Origin of the sequence: Paenibacillus antibioticophila, from assembly GCF_000455265.1 — a bacterium.
Taxonomy (GTDB): Bacteria; Bacillota; Bacilli; order Paenibacillales; family Paenibacillaceae; genus Fontibacillus; species Fontibacillus antibioticophila.
In genome coordinates this window covers 356,830-375,428 of sequence record NZ_HG005141.1, presented here as the reverse complement: position 1 = coordinate 375,428, position 18,599 = coordinate 356,830, and the positions used below count along the sequence as shown (strand labels likewise).

General features: G+C 50.4%; 13 protein-coding genes. 4 read left to right on the top strand and 9 right to left on the bottom strand.

Translation table 11 applies throughout. From position 1 onward, the window contains the following. Positions 1-73: 73 nt before the first annotated feature. Complete coding sequence (locus TX85_RS18745; RefSeq protein ID WP_044481242.1) at positions 74-1,609, top strand: Ppx/GppA phosphatase family protein; 1,536 nt, start codon at positions 74-76, stop codon at positions 1,607-1,609. On the opposite strand, the gene ppk1 is transcribed toward TX85_RS18745, so the two are convergent. The 6 genes from ppk1 to TX85_RS18715 form a co-directional block, all read right to left on the bottom strand. Then, positions 1,551-3,680 carry a polyphosphate kinase 1 gene (gene ppk1, locus TX85_RS18740; protein WP_044481241.1) on the bottom strand — a complete coding sequence of 710 codons (2,130 nt, stop codon included), beginning with the start codon at positions 3,678-3,680 and terminating at the stop codon, positions 1,551-1,553. The genes TX85_RS18745 and ppk1 overlap by 59 nt on opposite strands. A 180-nt stretch (positions 3,681-3,860) precedes the next feature. Then, on the bottom strand, positions 3,861-5,258 hold the full coding sequence (locus TX85_RS18735) for a sensor histidine kinase (RefSeq protein ID WP_044481239.1): 1,398 nt from the start codon (positions 5,256-5,258) through the stop codon (positions 3,861-3,863). Continuing rightward, a complete protein-coding gene (locus TX85_RS18730) occupies positions 5,249-5,908 on the bottom strand; it encodes a response regulator transcription factor (RefSeq protein WP_044481238.1) in 660 nt (219 codons plus the stop codon). The genes TX85_RS18735 and TX85_RS18730 overlap by 10 nt, the downstream gene beginning before the upstream one ends. Positions 5,909-5,958: 50 nt before the next feature. Next, a complete protein-coding gene (locus TX85_RS18725; RefSeq protein WP_044481237.1) occupies positions 5,959-6,720 on the bottom strand; it encodes a lantibiotic immunity ABC transporter MutG family permease subunit in 762 nt (253 codons plus the stop codon). A gap of 1 nt (position 6,721) precedes the next feature. Then, positions 6,722-7,453 (bottom strand): lantibiotic immunity ABC transporter MutE/EpiE family permease subunit, encoded by a 732-nt coding sequence (locus TX85_RS18720; RefSeq protein WP_044481236.1) that lies wholly within the window; start codon positions 7,451-7,453, stop codon positions 6,722-6,724. A gap of 1 nt (position 7,454) precedes the next feature. Next, positions 7,455-8,162, bottom strand: coding sequence for a lantibiotic protection ABC transporter ATP-binding protein (locus tag TX85_RS18715; RefSeq protein WP_044481235.1), 708 nt, complete (start codon positions 8,160-8,162; stop codon positions 7,455-7,457). A gap of 514 nt (positions 8,163-8,676) precedes the next feature. Here TX85_RS18715 and TX85_RS18710 point away from each other — a divergent pair. After that, complete coding sequence (locus TX85_RS18710; RefSeq protein WP_044481234.1) at positions 8,677-8,904, top strand: hypothetical protein; 228 nt, start codon at positions 8,677-8,679, stop codon at positions 8,902-8,904. A gap of 978 nt (positions 8,905-9,882) precedes the next feature. Here TX85_RS18710 and TX85_RS18705 read toward each other — a convergent pair. Genes TX85_RS18705 through TX85_RS18695 form a run of 3 tightly spaced genes read right to left on the bottom strand, consistent with a single transcriptional unit; the run spans position 9,883 to position 15,136 of the window. Further along, positions 9,883-11,733: a hypothetical protein gene (locus tag TX85_RS18705; RefSeq protein ID WP_044481233.1), complete on the bottom strand. Its 1,851-nt coding sequence runs from the start codon at positions 11,731-11,733 to the stop codon at positions 9,883-9,885. Then, positions 11,730-14,048, bottom strand: coding sequence for a glycosyltransferase family 2 protein (locus TX85_RS18700; RefSeq protein WP_049895065.1), 2,319 nt, complete (start codon positions 14,046-14,048; stop codon positions 11,730-11,732). Before TX85_RS18700 ends, TX85_RS18705 begins: the two co-directional genes overlap by 4 nt. After that, complete coding sequence (locus tag TX85_RS18695; RefSeq protein WP_049895062.1) at positions 14,045-15,136, bottom strand: bifunctional glycosyltransferase family 2/GtrA family protein; 1,092 nt, start codon at positions 15,134-15,136, stop codon at positions 14,045-14,047. Before TX85_RS18695 ends, TX85_RS18700 begins: the two co-directional genes overlap by 4 nt. Before the next feature lie 225 nt (positions 15,137-15,361). Between TX85_RS18695 and TX85_RS18690 the strand changes: the two genes are divergently transcribed. Both TX85_RS18690 and TX85_RS18685 read left to right on the top strand, forming a co-directional pair. Next, positions 15,362-16,615: a mechanosensitive ion channel family protein gene (locus TX85_RS18690; RefSeq protein WP_044481654.1), complete on the top strand. Its 1,254-nt coding sequence runs from the start codon at positions 15,362-15,364 to the stop codon at positions 16,613-16,615. Between the two features lie 35 nt (positions 16,616-16,650). Continuing rightward, on the top strand, positions 16,651-18,561 hold the full coding sequence (locus tag TX85_RS18685; protein WP_044481232.1) for a beta-N-acetylhexosaminidase: 1,911 nt from the start codon (positions 16,651-16,653) through the stop codon (positions 18,559-18,561). Positions 18,562-18,599: the final 38 nt, after the last annotated feature.

The following is an 18,599-nucleotide window of genomic DNA, read 5'->3' as shown; positions in this document are numbered from 1 at the left end:
AAGTTTAAATTCGCCTCTATTTAGGGTAAAGTGAGATAAAATAGTTCAGAAAATACGGGAGCCATTACATACCATGCAAAATAATTACGTGAATATTGGGATTATCGATATCGGATCTAACTCCATCCGGCTTGCCATTTATGAGTCCGCGGCGGAGGGCCGTGCATACAGGTTGATTAATGAATTCAAGGAATCGGCCCGGTTGAGCGAGAAAATGAGTGCGGACGGCATGATGCATCAGGAAGGCATTCAATCTATTGTGCCGATCTTGCGGCAATTCAGCGAGGTATGCTCGGCCTATAGCTGCACGAAGATTCGCATTGCGGCAACAGCAGCTATCCGGAATGCAGCGAATACCTCCGAGATCAAGGCCATTCTGGAGCGGGACACCGGGATGGAGATCGAGGTTCTTACCGGCGAGCAGGAGGCATACTTCGGCTTTATCGCCGTAGCAGGAGGCATGGCTGTTGAGGACGGCTTCATTGTCGATATCGGCGGAGGGAGCACCGAGATTACGTTATTCCGCAACCGGCATCTGGTAGGCAGTGTTTCCCTGCCGCTTGGAGCTGTGAATGCCCAGGTTCAGTTCGGAGCAGGGGAGGAAACCTGGACAGAAGAGAACTGTAGACGGCTTCGCAATGCGGTGGGGCAGCTTATGGAGAAGGAGTCCTGGATGGAGAGTCATTCGGGCCTGCCGCTCATCGGCTTGGGAGGGACGATTCGGACGCTTAGCAAGATGGATCAACGGCGGCGGAATTATCCGCTGCGATTGGCCCATCATTATTGTGTGGAGCCGGAGGGCGTTCAATATTATGCCGAGACACTGCCACAGCTTTCATTGGAGAAGCGCAGAAAGATCGATGGCCTGTCCAAAGCGCGAGCCGATATTATCGTTCCCGGCATTCTGATTCTGCAAGCAGTGTTTGACCGCTGTCAGGCCTCGTGCTGTTTGGTCAGCGGTACGGGATTGCGCGAAGGACTCCTGCAGGATACGCTGGGCATAGACGTCCCGCCTGCAAGCGAGGTGCTGCAGCGGCAGACGGAGTCCTTGCTGGCCTTCCATACCCGGACGCCCCAAGCCCATTTCCATCAAATCAGCCGTTATGCGGAGCAGTTATACAAAGCTATAGATGATGCGGATCCTGCGGTCACTGGGCTGCTCAAGGCTGCCTGCATGCTTTATAAAATCGGCGGAGCGATTCGCTATCACCAGTACGATAAGCATACCCTGTATTGGTTAACCCATGCGCCGCTTGGCGCGCTCAATCATCGTGAAGCGATATTGTGCGCCTTCATTGCGGATTTCCCTTCCAATCATGCCAAGAAGTTAAACCTCGAGGAGTATGCAGAGCTGTTGAAGGAGAAGGATGAGGAAGAAATTCTGAGGCTGGGGTCCCTGGTGGAATTGTCCATTGCCCTGGATGCAGGAGAGACGCAGAACATCGAAGAGATGGAAACCGAGATTACGGAGGATACCTTGCTGTTGAAGCTAAAAAGCCGCAGCCATCCTTACCTGGAGACCAGGCAGTTGGAGGCTGCGGCCAAGAACTTCAAGAAAGCTTGGGGACGGAAGCTGGAATGGGAGCTTCAACCGGCTTCCATGCGCTGATATCAAGGGCTTCGAACTGGCTGCGAAGGGCCGGTTCGGAGCTGCGGATCGGCTCGTATTTGCCGTTAGGCAGCAGTCTTTTGGCCTTCACATTATCAGCCAGTGTCAGCTTCATAATTTGTTCCAGGGCCTCCCGGTTGGATGAGCTGGTCACTGGACACATGATCTCAAGCCGCCGGGTCAGGTTACGTGTCATCCAGTCCGCGCTGGACAACCAGACCTCCGGATTTCCGCCATTTTCAAAATAGTAAATTCGCGAGTGCTCCAGGAACCGGTCCACGATACTGCGCACCTTGATCCGCTCACTCAAGCCTTCGACACCAGGGCGCAAGCAGCATACGCCGCGAACCACAAGCTCGATATCCACACCGGCGCCGGAGGCCACGTATAATTCATCGATCATTTCCTGATTGGATAAGGAATTCATTTTGGCAATAATTTTGGCTGGACGCCCTGCGGCCGCATGCTCTGCTTCTCTCTGAATCAAGCTGAACAGCCGGTCCTTCATCCCTGTAGGAGCTACCGTGATGGCTTGCCATTGGTCGGCATCGGAATACCCGGTAATCAGGTTAAATAGCTGGGAAGCATCTTCCCCGATCGCCGGATTGGTTGAGAACAGACCAATATCCGTGTAGAGCCGGGCTGTCGTATCGTTATAATTTCCGGTTCCCATATGGACATAACGCTTCAATTCCCGCCCTTCCTGCCGAATGACAAGAAGGACCTTGGCATGGGTTTTCAGCCCGATCAGCCCGTAGACGACATGGCATCCGGCCTTCTCCAGCTTTCTTGCCCACGCAATATTCCGCTCCTCATCAAACCGTGCTTTTAGCTCCACGACCACCGTTACCTGCTTGCCCGATTCCGCAGCTTTAGCCAGCGCCTGAATGAGCGGAGAGTTACCGCTGACCCGATATAAGGTCATCTTAATAGCCATAACAGCCGGGTCCTCTGAGGCTTGGACAATAAAATCCGTGACCGCGTCAAAGCTCTCATAAGGATGATAGACCAGTACATCTCTTTGCTTCAGGACATCGAAGAAATCCTCATTATCCGCGAACTCCCACGGGTATACCGGATCGATCTGAGGATAGCGCAGCCGGGAATAGCCTTTCACGGCACCGGGCAGCTTGCCCAGAAATCCCAAGTCAAGGGGACCGTCGATCTCGAACACGGCGTCCTGAATCTCGAACTCCTCCTGCAGCACTTCAAGCGCATAAGGATGGAAGCCTTCCTCGATCTCGAGACGGACGGGCGCGCCCCAGCGCCGCTTGCGCAGCTCCTTCTCGATCTCTTCCAGCAGGTCTTCGGCGCCTTCTTCATCCAATGCCAGGTCAGCATTGCGCGTTAGCCTGAATTCATGCACCGCAAGGGGAACATAGCCGCTGAACAGCGTCTGAATATGATGACGGATCAGCTCTTCAATCAGAATGAAGGACTGCTTCTTGCTATTGGAGTTATGCGGAAGCGGAATAATGCGAGACAGGTTGGAAGGAATTTGCACGATTGCAAAGTAAGGCTCCTGATCCTCTTCATCATCATTCCGGACAGCTCCATTATCGCGCATAAGTACAACCGCCAAATAAACAAAGCCGTTGTGAACGAGGGGAAAGGGGCGGCTCTGATCGACGGCCATCGGGGTGAGTACCGGGAATACGATATCATGGTAATACGTCTCCATGGCTTTGCGCTGCACTCCGTTAAGCTCAGCATAGTCAAGGAAGACGATGTTTTCTTTTGCCAGCTGTCTCAATATGTCTCTAAAAGTCCGGTATTGCTCGGAGACCATGGCCGATACCCGGGAAATCAGACGTTTATACAGACCTTCAGGGGTATAGCCGGAGAAGTCCTTCTTGGAATATCCGGCACGGATCTGGTCCTGAATGCCGGCCACGCGAACACTCATGAACTCATCCAGATTACTCGACACGATCGATAGAAATTTAGCCCTTTCCAATAAGGGGGTGGTAACATCCTTTGCTTCCATCAACACGCGGCGATTAAATTCGACCCAGCTAAGATCGCGGTTCAAATAACGGGGTCCTTGTTTTTTATAATCCGTAAGCTCCATATGACCTTGCCTCCGTTAAGTACAAGTTCAAAATATAGCCAGGCAAGCACGATTCGGTTGACTTTGTGCTGTATTGCCTGCATCCCTTTTATTGTACATAATCTGAAAAAAAGGAGGTGCTTGGTTTTGTAAACTCTGTGTAAAATCTTTAATTCTACGTAAACTCTGCGAAAAAAGAATCTAATTTTGTCGAAATGCTGGAATATCAAGTGATACTTCACCACCGGGGCAGGAAGTTCTATTCGCAATGTTCAGATTTCCGCCGTGCAGTTGGGCTATAAATCGGGCAATATATAAACCCATGCCATAATGTCCTTGCAGCCTTCGGGAGGAATCCCCCATATAGAACTGCTCGGCCGCTCGTCGAAGCACCTCAGGCGAGAAGCCTGGACCCTCATCGGTTATACAAAACCGGATATAGTCATCCTCCATTCCGATCGTCATCTTGACCGTACTTCCTCCAGGGGCATGATCCATAGCATTGGAAATGATATTCATCAAGGCTCTTTCCAGCAATGCGGAATCGCCGTGCAGGGAGTCAGGCAATCCGGGGACTGAGACACAAGACACCGAGATATCTATTGGGGCAGCTAATGCCAGCATTTGTCCGCTTAGCTTGTCCTTAAATTTCTGCAGGTCTATAGCTGCTGGATGATAAGAGAGGGAGCTTTCTGCATAAACCATTTCAATCAGCGACTTCATATAGCTCTCCAACTGAGCGGTACTATCTGTAATATACTCCGTATACAGCTTCTGTTCCTCTGTCTGTTCTGTCTCGGAGAGAAGCTCTGCATTACCGCGGATAATCGTTAGGGGTGTCTTGATATCATGAGCTAATGCGGAGATTTGCATTCGCCGATTTTGCTCAAGCCTCCATTGCTGCGTAAGTGACTTCTTGAGTGCAGTCTTCATTTGATCCATGGATTGAAGGATGTGGTCAATTTCTGCAATCCCGCTGAATTGTACCGTGAAATTCAGATCCTCGGCCTGTATTTTTCGGGTGGTCTCTTGAAGGACGCTCATCTTGTCAGCCAGCCTTCGGCCAAAGGAAGAGGACAGTCCGATGGTTCCTCCCAGAAAAGCAATGCAAAAAATAACCAGCAGGATAAACTCCACATGCGGGAAGATTCCTCGCAGCGAAGGATTGTGGAACTGTACCGTAAGAAGATAACGAAACATATAAATTTCATTTTGAAAGGACACCTTTAAATACCCGTATGGAAAATCATACGTTGAATCTGCAGCCTGCAGCCGATTCCAGATCCGGCTCCCTGGCTTGACAGCCAGGCTTCCTTCCAGCAGGGTTCCTTCCGGGGTATATCTCCCGTATATATATAGTCGCTCCGGGTCCTCCGCCGGCAGCTGCTGACCGGCTAAAATGGCGGTTCGAACCTCTGCTACCTGTTTTTCCGCATAGTTGGCGGGCAACAGAATCCCCGAAGATAGGGACAAGGAGAACAGAAAGACCATCATGAGCAGCAAGCAGATGGTCCCGACACCAAAAATAGCCAGATACTTCAGAAAGAGCGTACGCAAGCGGGTCGCTGAGCGTCTGGGCTTGGGGTTGATTATTTCCATCGATATCCGATCCCCCATACGGTCTCAAAGGGAGCAAATTGCAGCCGGTTTAATTTACCCCGGATATTCTTGATATGCTCCACAATGGTAGAAGAATCACTATCTCTGTCATAACCGAAGACGGCCTCGTAAATCTGTTCTCTGGAAAAGACCTGTCCGCGGTGCAGAGCAAGAAATTCACAGATCATATACTCACTGCGAGTCAATGGAACCGGACGTTCATTTACTATAAGCTCCTTGCCCGATAAGTTGAAATAAGCTTCACCCACGGAATAGATATTCCGCCGTTCTCGTTTTTCCCGCCTTAGGTGGGCATGAACGCGGGCTCGCAGTTCACCTGCCCCGAAGGGCTTGGTCAAATAATCATCTGCTCCAACACCAAGTCCCTCCATGATGTCTGACTCCATAGACCTTGCGGTTAGAAATAGAATCGGACAGTCCACCTTTTCGCGAATTTGCCGGCAAAGGGTGAATCCATCGATTCCGGGCATCATCACATCCAGCAAGATAAGATCAAAGCTTCCCAGCTGTGTATCCAATACTAACGATGCTTCTGATAGAACCGTTACTAAATGACCCTCCTTTTGTAAGGTATGTTGCAGCAGGGCCAAAACAGCCGGTTCATCGTCTACAGCAAGAATATGTGCCAATGTCATCCCCTCCTCTGCTCCTTGCCAACCTGTGTATTTTCATAACTTGATTACTCCACGGATTGGGCTCCTTCCCAACGTCCATACCAATGTCCTAATATTATCATGCTGATCACCGTTGCGCCTGTACACCATAGAATACCTGGCCAGAGTAATAGTTCGGCGGGTAGCATGTCTCTGCTTGCTATGCCATACTGCATCCAGATGGTTATCATCCGGATAGGCCAAGCACTGGGGAAGTATATCCAGATATGATCACCCAATCCGGTGAGGAGCAATGCGCCAACCAGGCTCTCTACGATCCCTAGCCCAATGGAGGCTCCCTTGCCGAAGCGCAGACTAATGAACAGGTGCAGGAAGTAGAGAAATAGGCAGCTTCCGAATAAGAGGGAGGCGGCTTCTACATAGAAGACCGGATCAAAAATGGCCTGCTGCTTCAAGATGTACATAAAGCCTGCCCCAAATCCCGCAGCAGCGAGAAGAGAACTGCAATACCCCAAGAGCAGGAGCAGGGTAAGCTTTGCAGCAAGAGAGGCGAGCCGGTTCGGCGAGACAAGCAACTGTTGATAGTTCCCGGCGGAGGCCTCCTGATCTGCGGCGACACTGCATACGATTCCGATCATGGTTGGAAAGGCAATAGCCAGCACCTGCATATAAGCGCTTATTTTGCTCGCTGGAGAGAAAGGGGTGTAGCCATAGTAACCAAGAAAGATAGCGATACCGGCAAGCGGAACAAGCAGATGGATCCACACTAGGGGCTGTCGCTTGAGCTTAATCAGCTCAGAGTAGAAGCTGCGCCAGTAAGTCGTCATTTTATCGTGCCTCCCGACGTTTGAAAGCCTGCATTGTCAGCAATGACAGTAACAGGAACCAGCCCAGCGCAATCAGAACTCCCGGCAAAAGAACACCTTGCTCCAGCAGCGGATCTCCCGCCGGCACAGGCAGACCATTGGGGAGTGTATTTATTACAGGGCACATCAGTCTGGCGGGAATAGCATAGGGAATGACCCACCACAGTTCTGTAGTCGCAAATGAACCTATAGCCATCACATTTCCCAAGAGATTCAAGAGTAATGCACCGTACATGCCGAGTCTCATGGTCAAATACATGCACAGCGGAATCTGCCAGAGAACGGTGAGGACAAGCAATGAAAAGGCAGTCAAGCTATCTTTCAAATTCAGGGCAGAGGGAAGCACAAATCCACTGAGCGTAATCCCCGCAAACAAAAGAAAGGTTGAGGCGAAGAGCACGAGGGAGATAGCCCCGATTTTGCCTAGCCAGACCTTGCCAAGAGAAGCTGGAAGTCCAAAAATGGCACGGTATTTCAGCTTTTTTCGATCCTTCTGAATCATTCCGATACTCATAAGCGATAGTGCTCCTGGCAGAATCATCGTATACCACCAGTTATAGCTAGCGGTCTGAAAGAAGGTGCCGGCCATCAGTCCGGCGCATAGCAGCAGGGTCAGCAAGGGAGCTAGCCAGACAAGTCTGGCGGTAAAGGTTCGTCTCAATTTTAGCAGCTCGGCATGAATGTATACCCTCATTTTAGCGTTCCTCCCTCTGATGCTCTGAGACAATCTGCATAAATAAGGACTCCAGACTTTCGCCGGGAAGGATAACACTCTGATAGGCCAGAACGCCCCCTGCCATTATTCCGATGTGATCAGCAACCTGCTCCACCTCTGACAGTACATGACTGGATAAGATGACGGTGATTCCATGCTTCGTTAGGGAGCGAATCATCTCACGCTGCTCCTGAATGCCAATCGGATCAAGCCCGTTAGAGGGTTCGTCGAGAATGAGCAGCTTGGGATGGTTGAGCAGGGCAATAGCAATGCCAAGACGCTGCTTCATTCCCATTGAGAACTGACCCGAGCGCTTCTTGCCGGTGTGATTCAGCCCCACCACCTGCAGCGCCTCATCCATGCGCGAATCAGGCAGACCGAGCAGTGTGGCTCTAACCTTCAGATTTTCCCTTGCCGTTAAATTTTCATATAACGGGGGAGACTCGATCAAGGCGCCAATTTGTGATAAATGACGGCGGGTCCAATCCTCCCCCCGGAACAGAATACTGCCTGAGGTTGGGCGAAGCATGCCCGTCAGCATTTTTAGTAGGGTAGATTTTCCCGCGCCATTTGGGCCTAAAAGTCCATATACAGTATTCTCCGGAATGGATAAGGAGACATGATGTACCGCTTTTTGTCCTTTAAAGGACTTGCATAAATCCTGTGTCTTCAGCAGAATATCGTTCATAAGGCTTCATCCTTTTCTCTAGTGATGAGACCAGAGTACAGGATAATTCTAAGGAATTTATAAGGTTATCCAGCTTAACTCGCCGCTTTTGCGCACTTTAGTGCAAGTGCGCAGCACAATGTTTAAACAGCAATAAAAGCCGGATTAATGATTCTGCGTTGCTGGGGCAACGTGTGAAGTGTGCTTACGATCGCTGTTGTTCGCGGATTCCTTTTGATTAAATAAAATCTGGGATTGTAGGAATCCACTCACAAAGGCGAACGCTTCGCTTCTACAGCACACTTCACACTTATGCCCTTTAAGCAGGCTCTTGAGTTCGGCATTATAGTGCTGAAATGCACTATAGTAGCTCACACACAGCCCTTCATGCGGTAGCCAAAGCACTCCGATTCAGTATAGGCTCGTCATCCGGCTATACTGTGCCGGATGGAGCTGATGCACTGCAGACTTCACTGAAGCGTGACCAGAATGAGGCTGATTAGGTAGGACGAGTGAAGTTCGAAGCAAGACTGGAATGGCCAGTCTGATTATCCTGTTTGTGCGCATAGGCGACAAGCGTATTGCAATGCAGCTTAGACATATTCATGTGCAAACTGCATTGCAGTTGAAGCCAATAAGCGCGAAGTTAGGGCAAGAGTATGAAATGAATCTGAAAAAGCGGAGCGGTCGCCTTTGTGAGCGGATTTCCCCCTTGCTAGAACTTAGTCCAATTATAGAAATCCGCGAACAACAGCGATTGTAGGATCATTTCACACGGCTGTCCTCCCTGCGTGCTAACTGCAGTTCAACCCACTAATTGCTATTGCACAGTAAACAGTAAATAGACAACACCGTATATCATTGGGCACCCCAATCTCGACAAACCCGCAGGGCAAGAGTTATTCCAGTAGATTCAGCAATATACCCACCAAGTACGCATACGTACACCTCGTACCGAGCGAGGCTCCCAGGGTGCGGTGTTTCGCAACATGACAGTGATCGTTCGTTCGCATGAAAATACGATCATACGTATCCAGTGAAAAAAGTTACCTTAAATTCAGTGGAAATGATAGAAATGCGGATATAGTGAAATTTTTGTACTTAAAGTGGACTAAAACGCGGGTTTGGCTAGTTACTGGCGATCTAAGGTAAGTTTTTTCACTAAATGTGGGTTTGCGCGTCGAATGAAGATTTTAAGGGAAGTAATTTCATTAAATCGCGAACGGATGAGCATGAGCAGAAGTAAGGTTGGTCAAGAAGAGCGGATGAAGTCCGGAGTAAGGTGGAATGCCGGTGAGTCAAGTTAAGTTGGGAGAAACTTCAGTACTGGCAGGACAGGCGAAGTTTCGGTGCAAGGCTTGGAGCATCATTAGAGCAGGGCGCAACTCTAGCGCGAGTGATACCCTGCTTGCATGATTCCGAAGGCGGCAAGCTCATTGCAGTTCTGCTTATGGCTCATCCATGTGCAAACTGCATTTCAGTTGAACTTCAAAGGTGAAGTAGCCAGGGCATAAGTGTGAAGGGTTGTGAAGTAAAAGCTTTCTGCAAGAAAGCTGCTTCGGAAGCATAGAGCGTCAGCGTTCGCCTTTGTGAACGGATTTCTCCTTTGTTAGAACCTAGTCCAATCATAGAAATCCGCGAACAACAGCGATCGTAGCAACCCTTCACACGTTGCCCCTCTAACTCGCCATCCGATGTTCAACTGTTCTTCCACTACTGCACACTTAACAGCAGATGTATCTCACTGCAATGCAAGCTCAATCTGTTCCCCGGAGCGGATTATCTTGTAAATTCCCTCCTGCATTTCAAGCCCGTAATGCTTCTTCAGCAGTCGGTTCCCGTCAGGGTCACTCTCTACCACGACAAAATAATCATACCCGCTCAGCAGGTTATCCATATTGTCTTCATAGAACAACACAATGCCATCGACATTCGGGGCGTACAGGTAGTATCTCCCGATATACTGCAAGTAATAATTAGTCACCTGCATGTCCGCATCCGAGCTATAGAACAAATATCGGTTCTGATCCTCCTGGCCGTTGTCATACCAACGGTCTCCGGTCACCTGGTGCACCTTGTGGGGCAGTGTGTTCTCGTAGTCCTTGGCAATCGACTGCATGCCGTTATACTCCGACAACAGAAGCGTCACGGCGATGGCCGTACAGGCCCAGATCCCTTTTTGATAATAGCCTTTGTTCCGCACGCTCTTGAAGGCGCGATGGCGGGGAACCTCGCCGAGCTTATAATGAAAGGACCGCTCGATATCGACGGTGGCGCAGAGCACCAATCCCCCGGTGAACAGGACCACGATACTGGAGGTATAGCGCTCGAAGCCGGCCAGTACAATCGCTTCATCCAGCGGCATGGAGAAGAGGTACAGCCCCAGAATTCCCGCATAATACGGAATAACCACGATATCGAGGGCGATGAGCGCCTTCCACAGATTCCATTTCTTCTTCAGCATGAACGCCGCAAATATAGAGGCCAGAATCGCAGCAGCTTGAAAAGCGGCAATGCCAAGCGCAGGCCGGGTGGACAGGTCGGTCGCGGAGCTCACAAACAGGGAGAGGATCTCCGACATTTGCTCCGGGGTCTTCTCCGTTTGAAGGCCGGCGGCAGCGATGTCGAATTTATTTTCAACCCCACGAAAGACCGTCTTCATCCGCCAGTCCCAGCCGAAATAAGGGAGCACCGACCCGCAGAGCGTAGCGATGACTGCCGGGGCAAGCCGTAAGATGGCGCGGCCCCCGCTTCTCAGCCAGACATAGACCAGGTACAACAGACCGATGGCGGCGAAAATAATCCCGGTGCTCTTGATGACCGTCAGCAGGCCCGCAAGCGGAATAACGACCAGGCATGCCATTTTAAGCCGGTCGCGGTAATGATGAACTATCGCAAAGATCGCCAGCGTATAGATCGGCAGCAGGAAGTCCACGAGCAGATTACTGATACGGATCGTAATATTAAAGAACGATAAGGAAGACAGACCCATTCCGAGAAAAGCAGCGAGCAGGAAGCGCCTCTTTTCCGAGATGATCCCGAACATGGCGTAGAAGCAGGAGAAGATCAGAAGCCCCTGGGCAAGCAGCATAACAGGCTGGGCATGGCCCGCAAACCGGCACACATAATAGAGAAAGGACGAGGTGCCGAGCGGATAATTTTTGAAATCGATCAACGGGGAGTTCGGCCCCGGAAATGCGTCGGTGCTCAGCATCTGCTTCAGGACGATAGCCCAGTGAGAGAAGTTATCGTAGTGCGTCAGCCGGTTCTGGAACAGGACCAGCAGAAACAGAAGGCTGCCTGCGAAGAAGGCGAGCTGATAGATGGACGGCGGCGTACGGCGCGCGGCTCTCCAGCCTGTCCGCAGGAACAGCGCGGCGATCAAGGCCAGCAGTCCCAGCCCTAACAAGACAAGACTGCCTGTCCGTAGCTGACCTGCCAGCCCGCAGAAGAACACGATCACAGCGATCGACGAGAACACGAATACGGGAATGAACTCCCAAGGCAAGGTCAGCGTTCTCCGAACGAACAGCATATAGCCAGCGAAGGAAAGAATCAACAGGACTGCGGTTATCCATGGAAAAGAAATCATCGCGTACTCTGCTCCTCTCTCGTAGCCGCAATTTCAGCATGTACATGCGGGTTGGTCAAGTCCTCCAGCAGCTGCTCAAGCAGCCCCTGTTCCACCAGAGCATCGATGTTCTCGACCTCCAGCAGCGCCTCTCCGTGAATCGTTGTCTTTCCTGTGTAGCGCACCTGTACTTCGATCCGGCTGCGCGTAGCAAAAGTCACGGACGTTCCGGCAGGCATTTCCCCGATAAAGCCGGAGGCGGTGAAGAAATCATAATTGAAGCTGCGCAGCGTGCAAATCACCCCGTTCGAGAAGAACGCAGACAATCTGAGGGGGATCCGCGGCCGGGCACGTTGATCCGATAGGGGCGAATCGATCCGTTTTTTGATATTGCGAAGCATATCGTCGTAAGCCGTATCCCACAAGTTCATCTGCTCGGGCAGCGAATGCTTCCGGTCATAGATGATCTGCATATATTGACGCTTGTCCTGCTCGCTGAGCGGCTCTACCTTGGCGGTATAGCGCCATCCCTGGCCGTCGGGCTTCACATAGATGATGACTGCCTTCAGCCTGGCCTTGTATCGCGTTGTTCGAACGGTCAGAATCAGATCCTTTTCCTGCGGCAGATAAAGCGGCTTTCCTATATAGAGGGCGACGCCCTGCTCCGAGACGTCGACGGTGCGGACCCGATAGTCCACCGGGCTGCCTTCCCAGGTGATCGTCACCTCTTCATTAGCCCGGATACGTTCAGATTCACGGTAAGCACGGCGGCCGATCATGAAGAACAGGGCATAGATCAGCGCGACCATATTATAAACGAGCCAGAACAGGATGACACTGCTGTATAACAGCGCCAGACCGTACTTTCCATAGGCGAACCGGACGATCGCCGCAACCGAGAGCAGCAGCAGAACGAGATGCGGCAGGGCATAGAGCAGGGAAGTCAACCATTGCCTCCGGTTGTTCTTGCTCTTGTTCTTGCTCGTGACCTTGAACCTGCGTTCATGAATTCCCAACGTTTCCAGCAGGACTGGGAGGATCAAATAAGGCATGAGTATCGTATCTATGACCTGGCTCCATCGTTGATTGCGGATGTTGCTGGACAGATAACGCATCGACATGCTGTAACAGAAGTACGAAGGCAACCAGAAGATCAGAATCTCCCAAAAGCCGGTATTTACGATTTTAAAATCAAACAGCGCAAACAGAATCGGCGCCAGAATAAAGATTAACCGGTTAAAAAAGGACCACCAATACAAAAAGCTGCTTAAATAGGTCACTCTCGTCCAGAAAGGAAGCTTCCTGGACACGATGGCACGGGTGTTCTGCAAGCTTTGAATAATGCCCCGAGCCCATCGGATACGCTGCTTTATCATACTCTTGATGGTTGTCGTGGTCAGTCCGGCGGCCTGAACTTCATCTGTGGCATAAGTAATATACCCGGCCTGCTGAAGGCGGACGCTCGTCTCAAAGTCTTCAGTGATGGTCCTTAACGGAAAACCGCCGATCTCCTCCATCGCTTGGCGGGATATGACCGTGTTGCTGCCAGTATAAGCCACTGCATTGGAGGCATTGCGCAAAATATTGACTTCCCTTGAGAAGAAGTCCTGTTCGTTCGGGATCTCTTGCTCCGCGTATAGGTTGAATTGGAATAAGTCCGGGTTATAGAAGCTCTGCGGAGTCTGAACCAGTCCGATCTTGAGGGATGCGCTGCGCTTGCCCTTCCGGCTTCGGGGCAGCCACACGTCCTGGCCTTGTATGGACTTGTCGATCAGGAAATAGGGTACCGTCTTCATCAGGAACGTATGCTGTGGAATCATATCGGCATCAAAGGTTGCGATCAGCGGGGAGGAGGTTTTGCTGAGCGCGTTGTTATAGTTGCCTGATTTAGCTTCCTTATTGTCCGGAAAGCCAAGGTATCCGACACCGAATTGCTTCGCGAGCTCCTCTACCTCGGCCCGGCCTCCGTCATCACACAAATAAATATGAACCTTCCGCTTGTCGGGATAGTCCATGAACGTGCAGGCATTGACGGTCTTGTACAATAAATCGACCGGCTCATTATGCGTGGCGATGAATACGTCCACATCCGGATACTCCTCCTCCGGGATGACTGGGAAATCCAGCGTGGAGCGCTTCTTCTGCATTTTCTGAAAAAAGAGCTCAAAGGTCGTCAATACGGTGAGCGCCTCGGCCAAATATAATAAGATCCCAAATACAGCATTCAACGGCCCTTCATCGAAGGGAAGGGTGAAGATCAACCGCCACAGCAAGTAGATGGACATTAAAATGATTGTGACGATAAACAGTGCATGCTGCCGCTTTTCGTTCTTCAAGGCAACCGATGCCCCCTTGCTGCAAATACCCATCGCTGCTGTACCTGGTAGCTTAGCAGGAACAGTAAAGCATCACAAATGAGCTTCGCTATTTTTTCATCTATTAGGAAAACGGTGTGAATCATATATACTCCGCCGCTGGACAGCATAATCACGAGAGCGCACAAGGCTAGATAACGCCACAGACTTCCGCTGCTGTTCTTTTTTCGAAAGACAAAATGCTTGTTCAGCAAGTAGTTAACACCGATGGAGACGACTCTGGCCGTTACTGTCGCAATCCAGATTCTTAGAAAAGCTTGCTCCTCGAGCATGGGACGTAGAGTATCCATTAACAGCCAGGCAATGCCAAGATCAACCACCGAGCTGCCTAATGAAGAAAGAATAAATTGCAGAAAGCCGGTAAAAAGAACCCTCATGACCCTGAAGCTATCCCGAATCGCCCTGAAATGCGTCCCCGTATTTCCGTGTTCATAAATAACCTGGATCGGCAAGGTGGAAATCGGTACGCCGGCATGGATGCAGGAGATGAGCATCTGCAGTTCATATTCAAACCGGGAGCCACGAATGTTCTGGAAAAAAGGAAGCAATTGAGGGCCAAAAGCACGAAGCCCGGTCTGGGTATCCGACAGCTGCTTGCCGTACAATAAGGCGAACATGGAGGAGGCAATACGATTGCCAATCAATGACTTAGGCGGAATTCCGCCTTTGCTGAAATCCCGAACACCCAGGGTCAGCGCCTCCGGTCTGAGAGCGGCTTCCTTTGCAAGCCGGTACACGTCCTCCGCTGCATGCTGTCCATCTGAATCAGCCGTTACAATGCAAGCCGCATCCTGGAGCTGCTGCTCAATATACAGGAACCCGGTCTTTAGTGCAGCTCCCTTGCCCAGATTCACCGTGTGCCGCAGCACGATGCAGCCCTGACGGGACAACTCTGCGAATAGGGGCTGAAACGTCTCTCCGGAGCCGTCATCAACAATGACGATATGGACAAAGCCGTATCCTTGGAGCTGTTGCACATAGTCGGGAAGCTTCTCATCCGGTTCAAGGGATGGAATTAGGATAATTGTCTTGCTGATTGTGTTTGTCATGTCCACCTCTACAAACTTGTATAAATTTAAATATAAGACAAATTTCGACAAATTCCAACACTATGTAACAAAAACCGACATTATCATTATTTTGTAAGGGGGGACAATAGAAAGATGTTATACTAATTTATAAACCATAAAAATGGACGATAAGAAACTATGTAGAAGAGGCATAAGTGTGAAATGTTCTATCTAAATTATAATTTGAAAAAGACGGAGGCGGATATGGATTTTTTTAAAGCAATGTTCGAGGATATCGGGGTGGGGAATAAGACAGCAGTGTATCTGACCAACTTGCTCTTGATCGTAGCGATCGCCGCATTGTGTATAGTTGCGAACTTTGTAACTAAGAAGGTTGTATTAAAGATCCTTACGAAGGCGATTCATAACAATCGATTCCAATGGGATAACATTTTTCTGGAAAGGAAGGTGTTCCATAAGCTATCTCATTTTGTTCCTGCAGTGATCATTTATAACTTTTCGTCGGTTTTTCCTGCCTATCAGCAGGTTATTATAAAATGTGTCGGAATTTACGTCATAATCGTTGCCATTTTAGTGATCAATGCTTTTCTAAATGCGGTTAACGATATTTACCGGACCTATGAGGTCTCCAAGTCCCGTCCGATCCGGGGCTATATCCAGGTAGTGAAGATCTTTGTCTACATTATCGGCGGGATTCTTGTTATTTCGGGTATGATCGGCAAGAGCCCGTTGCTGTTGCTGAGCGGGATTGGGGCGCTTTCGGCAGTGATCATGCTGGTCTTTAAGGATTCTTTGCTGGGGCTGGTTGCAGGTATTCAATTGGCTTCCAATGATATGGTGCGAGTCGGGGACTGGATTGAAATGCCGAAGTATGGTGCAGACGGAGATATCATAGATATTTCCCTCAATACGGTCAAGGTTCAGAACTGGGATAAGACCATTGTAATGATTCCGAGCTATGCGCTGATTTCGGATTCCTTCAAAAATTGGCGGGGCATGCAAAATGCAGGCGGCCGGCGGATCAAGCGCTCCTTATTCATAGACACCAGCAGTATCACCTTCTGCACGGAAGAGATGATCAACAGGTTCAAGGGCATCCATCTGCTCACGAATTATATATCAAGCAAGCAGCAGGAAATTGCAGCCTACCATGCCGATAGGCAAATTGATACGTCCAATAGAGTCAACGGGAGAGCCCTTACGAATATCGGAGTTTTCCGGATGTATATTCAAAATTATCTTCAGAATCATCCGCAGATTCATCAGGAAATGACGTTGATTGTCAGACAATTGGAGCCTGGGGAGACAGGACTGCCTTTGGAGGTCTATGCGTTTACGAACGATACGAGATGGGCTGTCTATGAAGGGATTCAGTCTGATATTTTTGATCATATTCTGGCGATCGCGCCGGAGTTTGGTCTGCGTGTGTTCCAGAATCCTAGCGGGAATGATATTAAGCAAGGCTTGAGCGAAAAGCAAGAACAATATTCGATGTAGTTATTTAACGGGATTATTTATGAAGGAGGATTATTATGAAGCTGCATTTTACAGGAGAACTATCAGGTCTGTTATCAGGCATTCAGGTGCTGGCACCGGAGCTCGGAATCGAACAGGATGAAGAAGGTCTGAAGGTCGAGGTGTCCGCCTCGAGCCAAGGTCTGGAGGTAGGGCTTGCTCAGGGCAAGGCTTACATAAGACATGAAAAGAAGCATCAATTCTTCCGGGGATTGGGCTTACTGATCCAGCATGCGGGAAGCAAGACTGCATTCGAGATAAAAGAAGAGCAGCATCTCTCGACGATCGGGCCGATGTTCGACCTGTCGCGTAATGGTGTGCTGACCTTGGAGAGCTTCAAGTTCATGCTGCGCAAGATGGCTGTTATGGGGCTGAACACAGTTAAGCTTTATATGGAGGACACATACGAGCTGAGTAGTGAGCCGTATTTTGGCTATATGCGGGGCAGATACAGCTATGATGAGCTGAAGGAAATAGATGATTACGCGGATCAGTTCGGCATTGAGGCGTTCCCGAGCATTCAGACCCTGGCGCATCTGGAGGAATTCCTGAAGTGGGAGCCGGTGGCTAAATACAAGGATACAAAAGGAGCGCTACTGGTCGGAGATGAAGCAGTCAACGCGCTGATTGAGCAAATGATCGACGCTGTAAGTGCTCCATTCCGCAGTAACAAGATTCATATCGGTATGGACGAAGCGGAAGAGCTCGGACGGGGCAAGTACCTCGACCGCAATGGGTATCATGACCGGTTCGATATTATGACCCGGCATCTGGAGCGGGTACTGGCCGCTACACGCAAGCGCGGCTTGGAGCCGATGATGTGGAGCGACATGTTCCTGAAGCTCGCCTCGAAGAGCGGAGACTCTTACTATGAGGAAGGGACGAGTATTTCTGAAGAGATGGCTAACCGGATCCCTAAGGATGTCAGCATGGTGTACTGGGATTACTACCATACCGAGCAGGAGGATTACGAGAAGCTGATTGCGAAGCATCGACCGCTTGGCTGCAACCTGGTGTTCGCCGGGGCAGTGTGGGTCTTCAACACCTTTGGGGTCAACTACGGCTTGTCACTCAAGGCAACGGATTCAGCGCTTCAAGTGTGCAAGAGAGAGGGCATCACCGAGATCTATGCCACCATGTGGGGGGATGACGGCAATGAGAGCACGCCGCTCGGGGCATTGCTAGGTCTGCAATTCTATGCTGAGCATGCCTATACTGCGGGCTCTCCATCCTGGGAGCAGGTATCTGACCGGGTGAAATTCTGTACCGGCATTGAAGCCGAGACCTTCCTTCGCCTGAAGGATCTCGATGAGACGCCAGGAGCAGTGCCGGGCAATCACAAGCAGAGTAATCCATCGAAATTCCTTTTGTATCAGGATGTATTGCTCGGCCTGTTCGATAAGCAGATCGAAGGATTGCCGATGGCCGATCATTACGCGAAGCTGGAGCAGGAATTTGCAGCTAACCGTGTGAAGGACGCCGAACTGGACTATATCTTTGATGTGCCGCAGAAGCTATGCGCGGTGCTGAAGCAGAAGAGCGAGCTGGGCATTGAAGTGAAGCGGGCTTATGATGAGGGCAACCATGCGGAATTGAGAAGGATTGCAGAGGAGGTGCTGCCGGCTTTGATCAAGGCAGTGCATGAGCTCCGTCTGGCTCACCGCAGCCAGTGGTTCCGCATCTTCAAGCCATTCGGCTGGGAAGTCATCGATATCCGCTATAGCGGTGTAACGGGACGTTTGGACACGGCGGCGATGCGGCTGCTCGATTATGTCGAGGGACGGGTCAAGCGGATTGAAGAACTGGAGCAGGAGCGGCTTGTCTACAGCGACAATAATCCTTTCAATGAGCGTGGGGCCGGCTGGTGCAGCTATTATTACCGGATGGCCTCGCCGAATGTATTCTTCCATGTTTTGAACCCGTTGTAGAACTAAAGAGGGTGTTCCCAAAGCCATCTTAGATGCCG

Coding starts and splice junctions, on each gene's coding strand:
- TX85_RS18745 (WP_044481242.1), top strand. CDS start 74: ATGCAAAATAATTACGTGAATATTGGGATTATCGATATCGGATCTAAC.
- ppk1 (WP_044481241.1), bottom strand. CDS start 3,680: ATGGAGCTTACGGATTATAAAAAACAAGGACCCCGTTATTTGAACCGC.
- TX85_RS18735 (WP_044481239.1), bottom strand. CDS start 5,258: ATGGAAATAATCAACCCCAAGCCCAGACGCTCAGCGACCCGCTTGCGT.
- TX85_RS18725 (WP_044481237.1), bottom strand. CDS start 6,720: ATGACGACTTACTGGCGCAGCTTCTACTCTGAGCTGATTAAGCTCAAG.
- TX85_RS18720 (WP_044481236.1), bottom strand. CDS start 7,453: ATGAGGGTATACATTCATGCCGAGCTGCTAAAATTGAGACGAACCTTT.
- TX85_RS18715 (WP_044481235.1), bottom strand. CDS start 8,162: ATGAACGATATTCTGCTGAAGACACAGGATTTATGCAAGTCCTTTAAA.
- TX85_RS18710 (WP_044481234.1), top strand. CDS start 8,677: ATGGCCAGTCTGATTATCCTGTTTGTGCGCATAGGCGACAAGCGTATT.
- TX85_RS18705 (WP_044481233.1), bottom strand. CDS start 11,733: ATGATTTCTTTTCCATGGATAACCGCAGTCCTGTTGATTCTTTCCTTC.
- TX85_RS18695 (WP_049895062.1), bottom strand. CDS start 15,136: ATGACAAACACAATCAGCAAGACAATTATCCTAATTCCATCCCTTGAA.
- TX85_RS18690 (WP_044481654.1), top strand. CDS start 15,362: ATGGATTTTTTTAAAGCAATGTTCGAGGATATCGGGGTGGGGAATAAG.
- TX85_RS18685 (WP_044481232.1), top strand. CDS start 16,651: ATGAAGCTGCATTTTACAGGAGAACTATCAGGTCTGTTATCAGGCATT.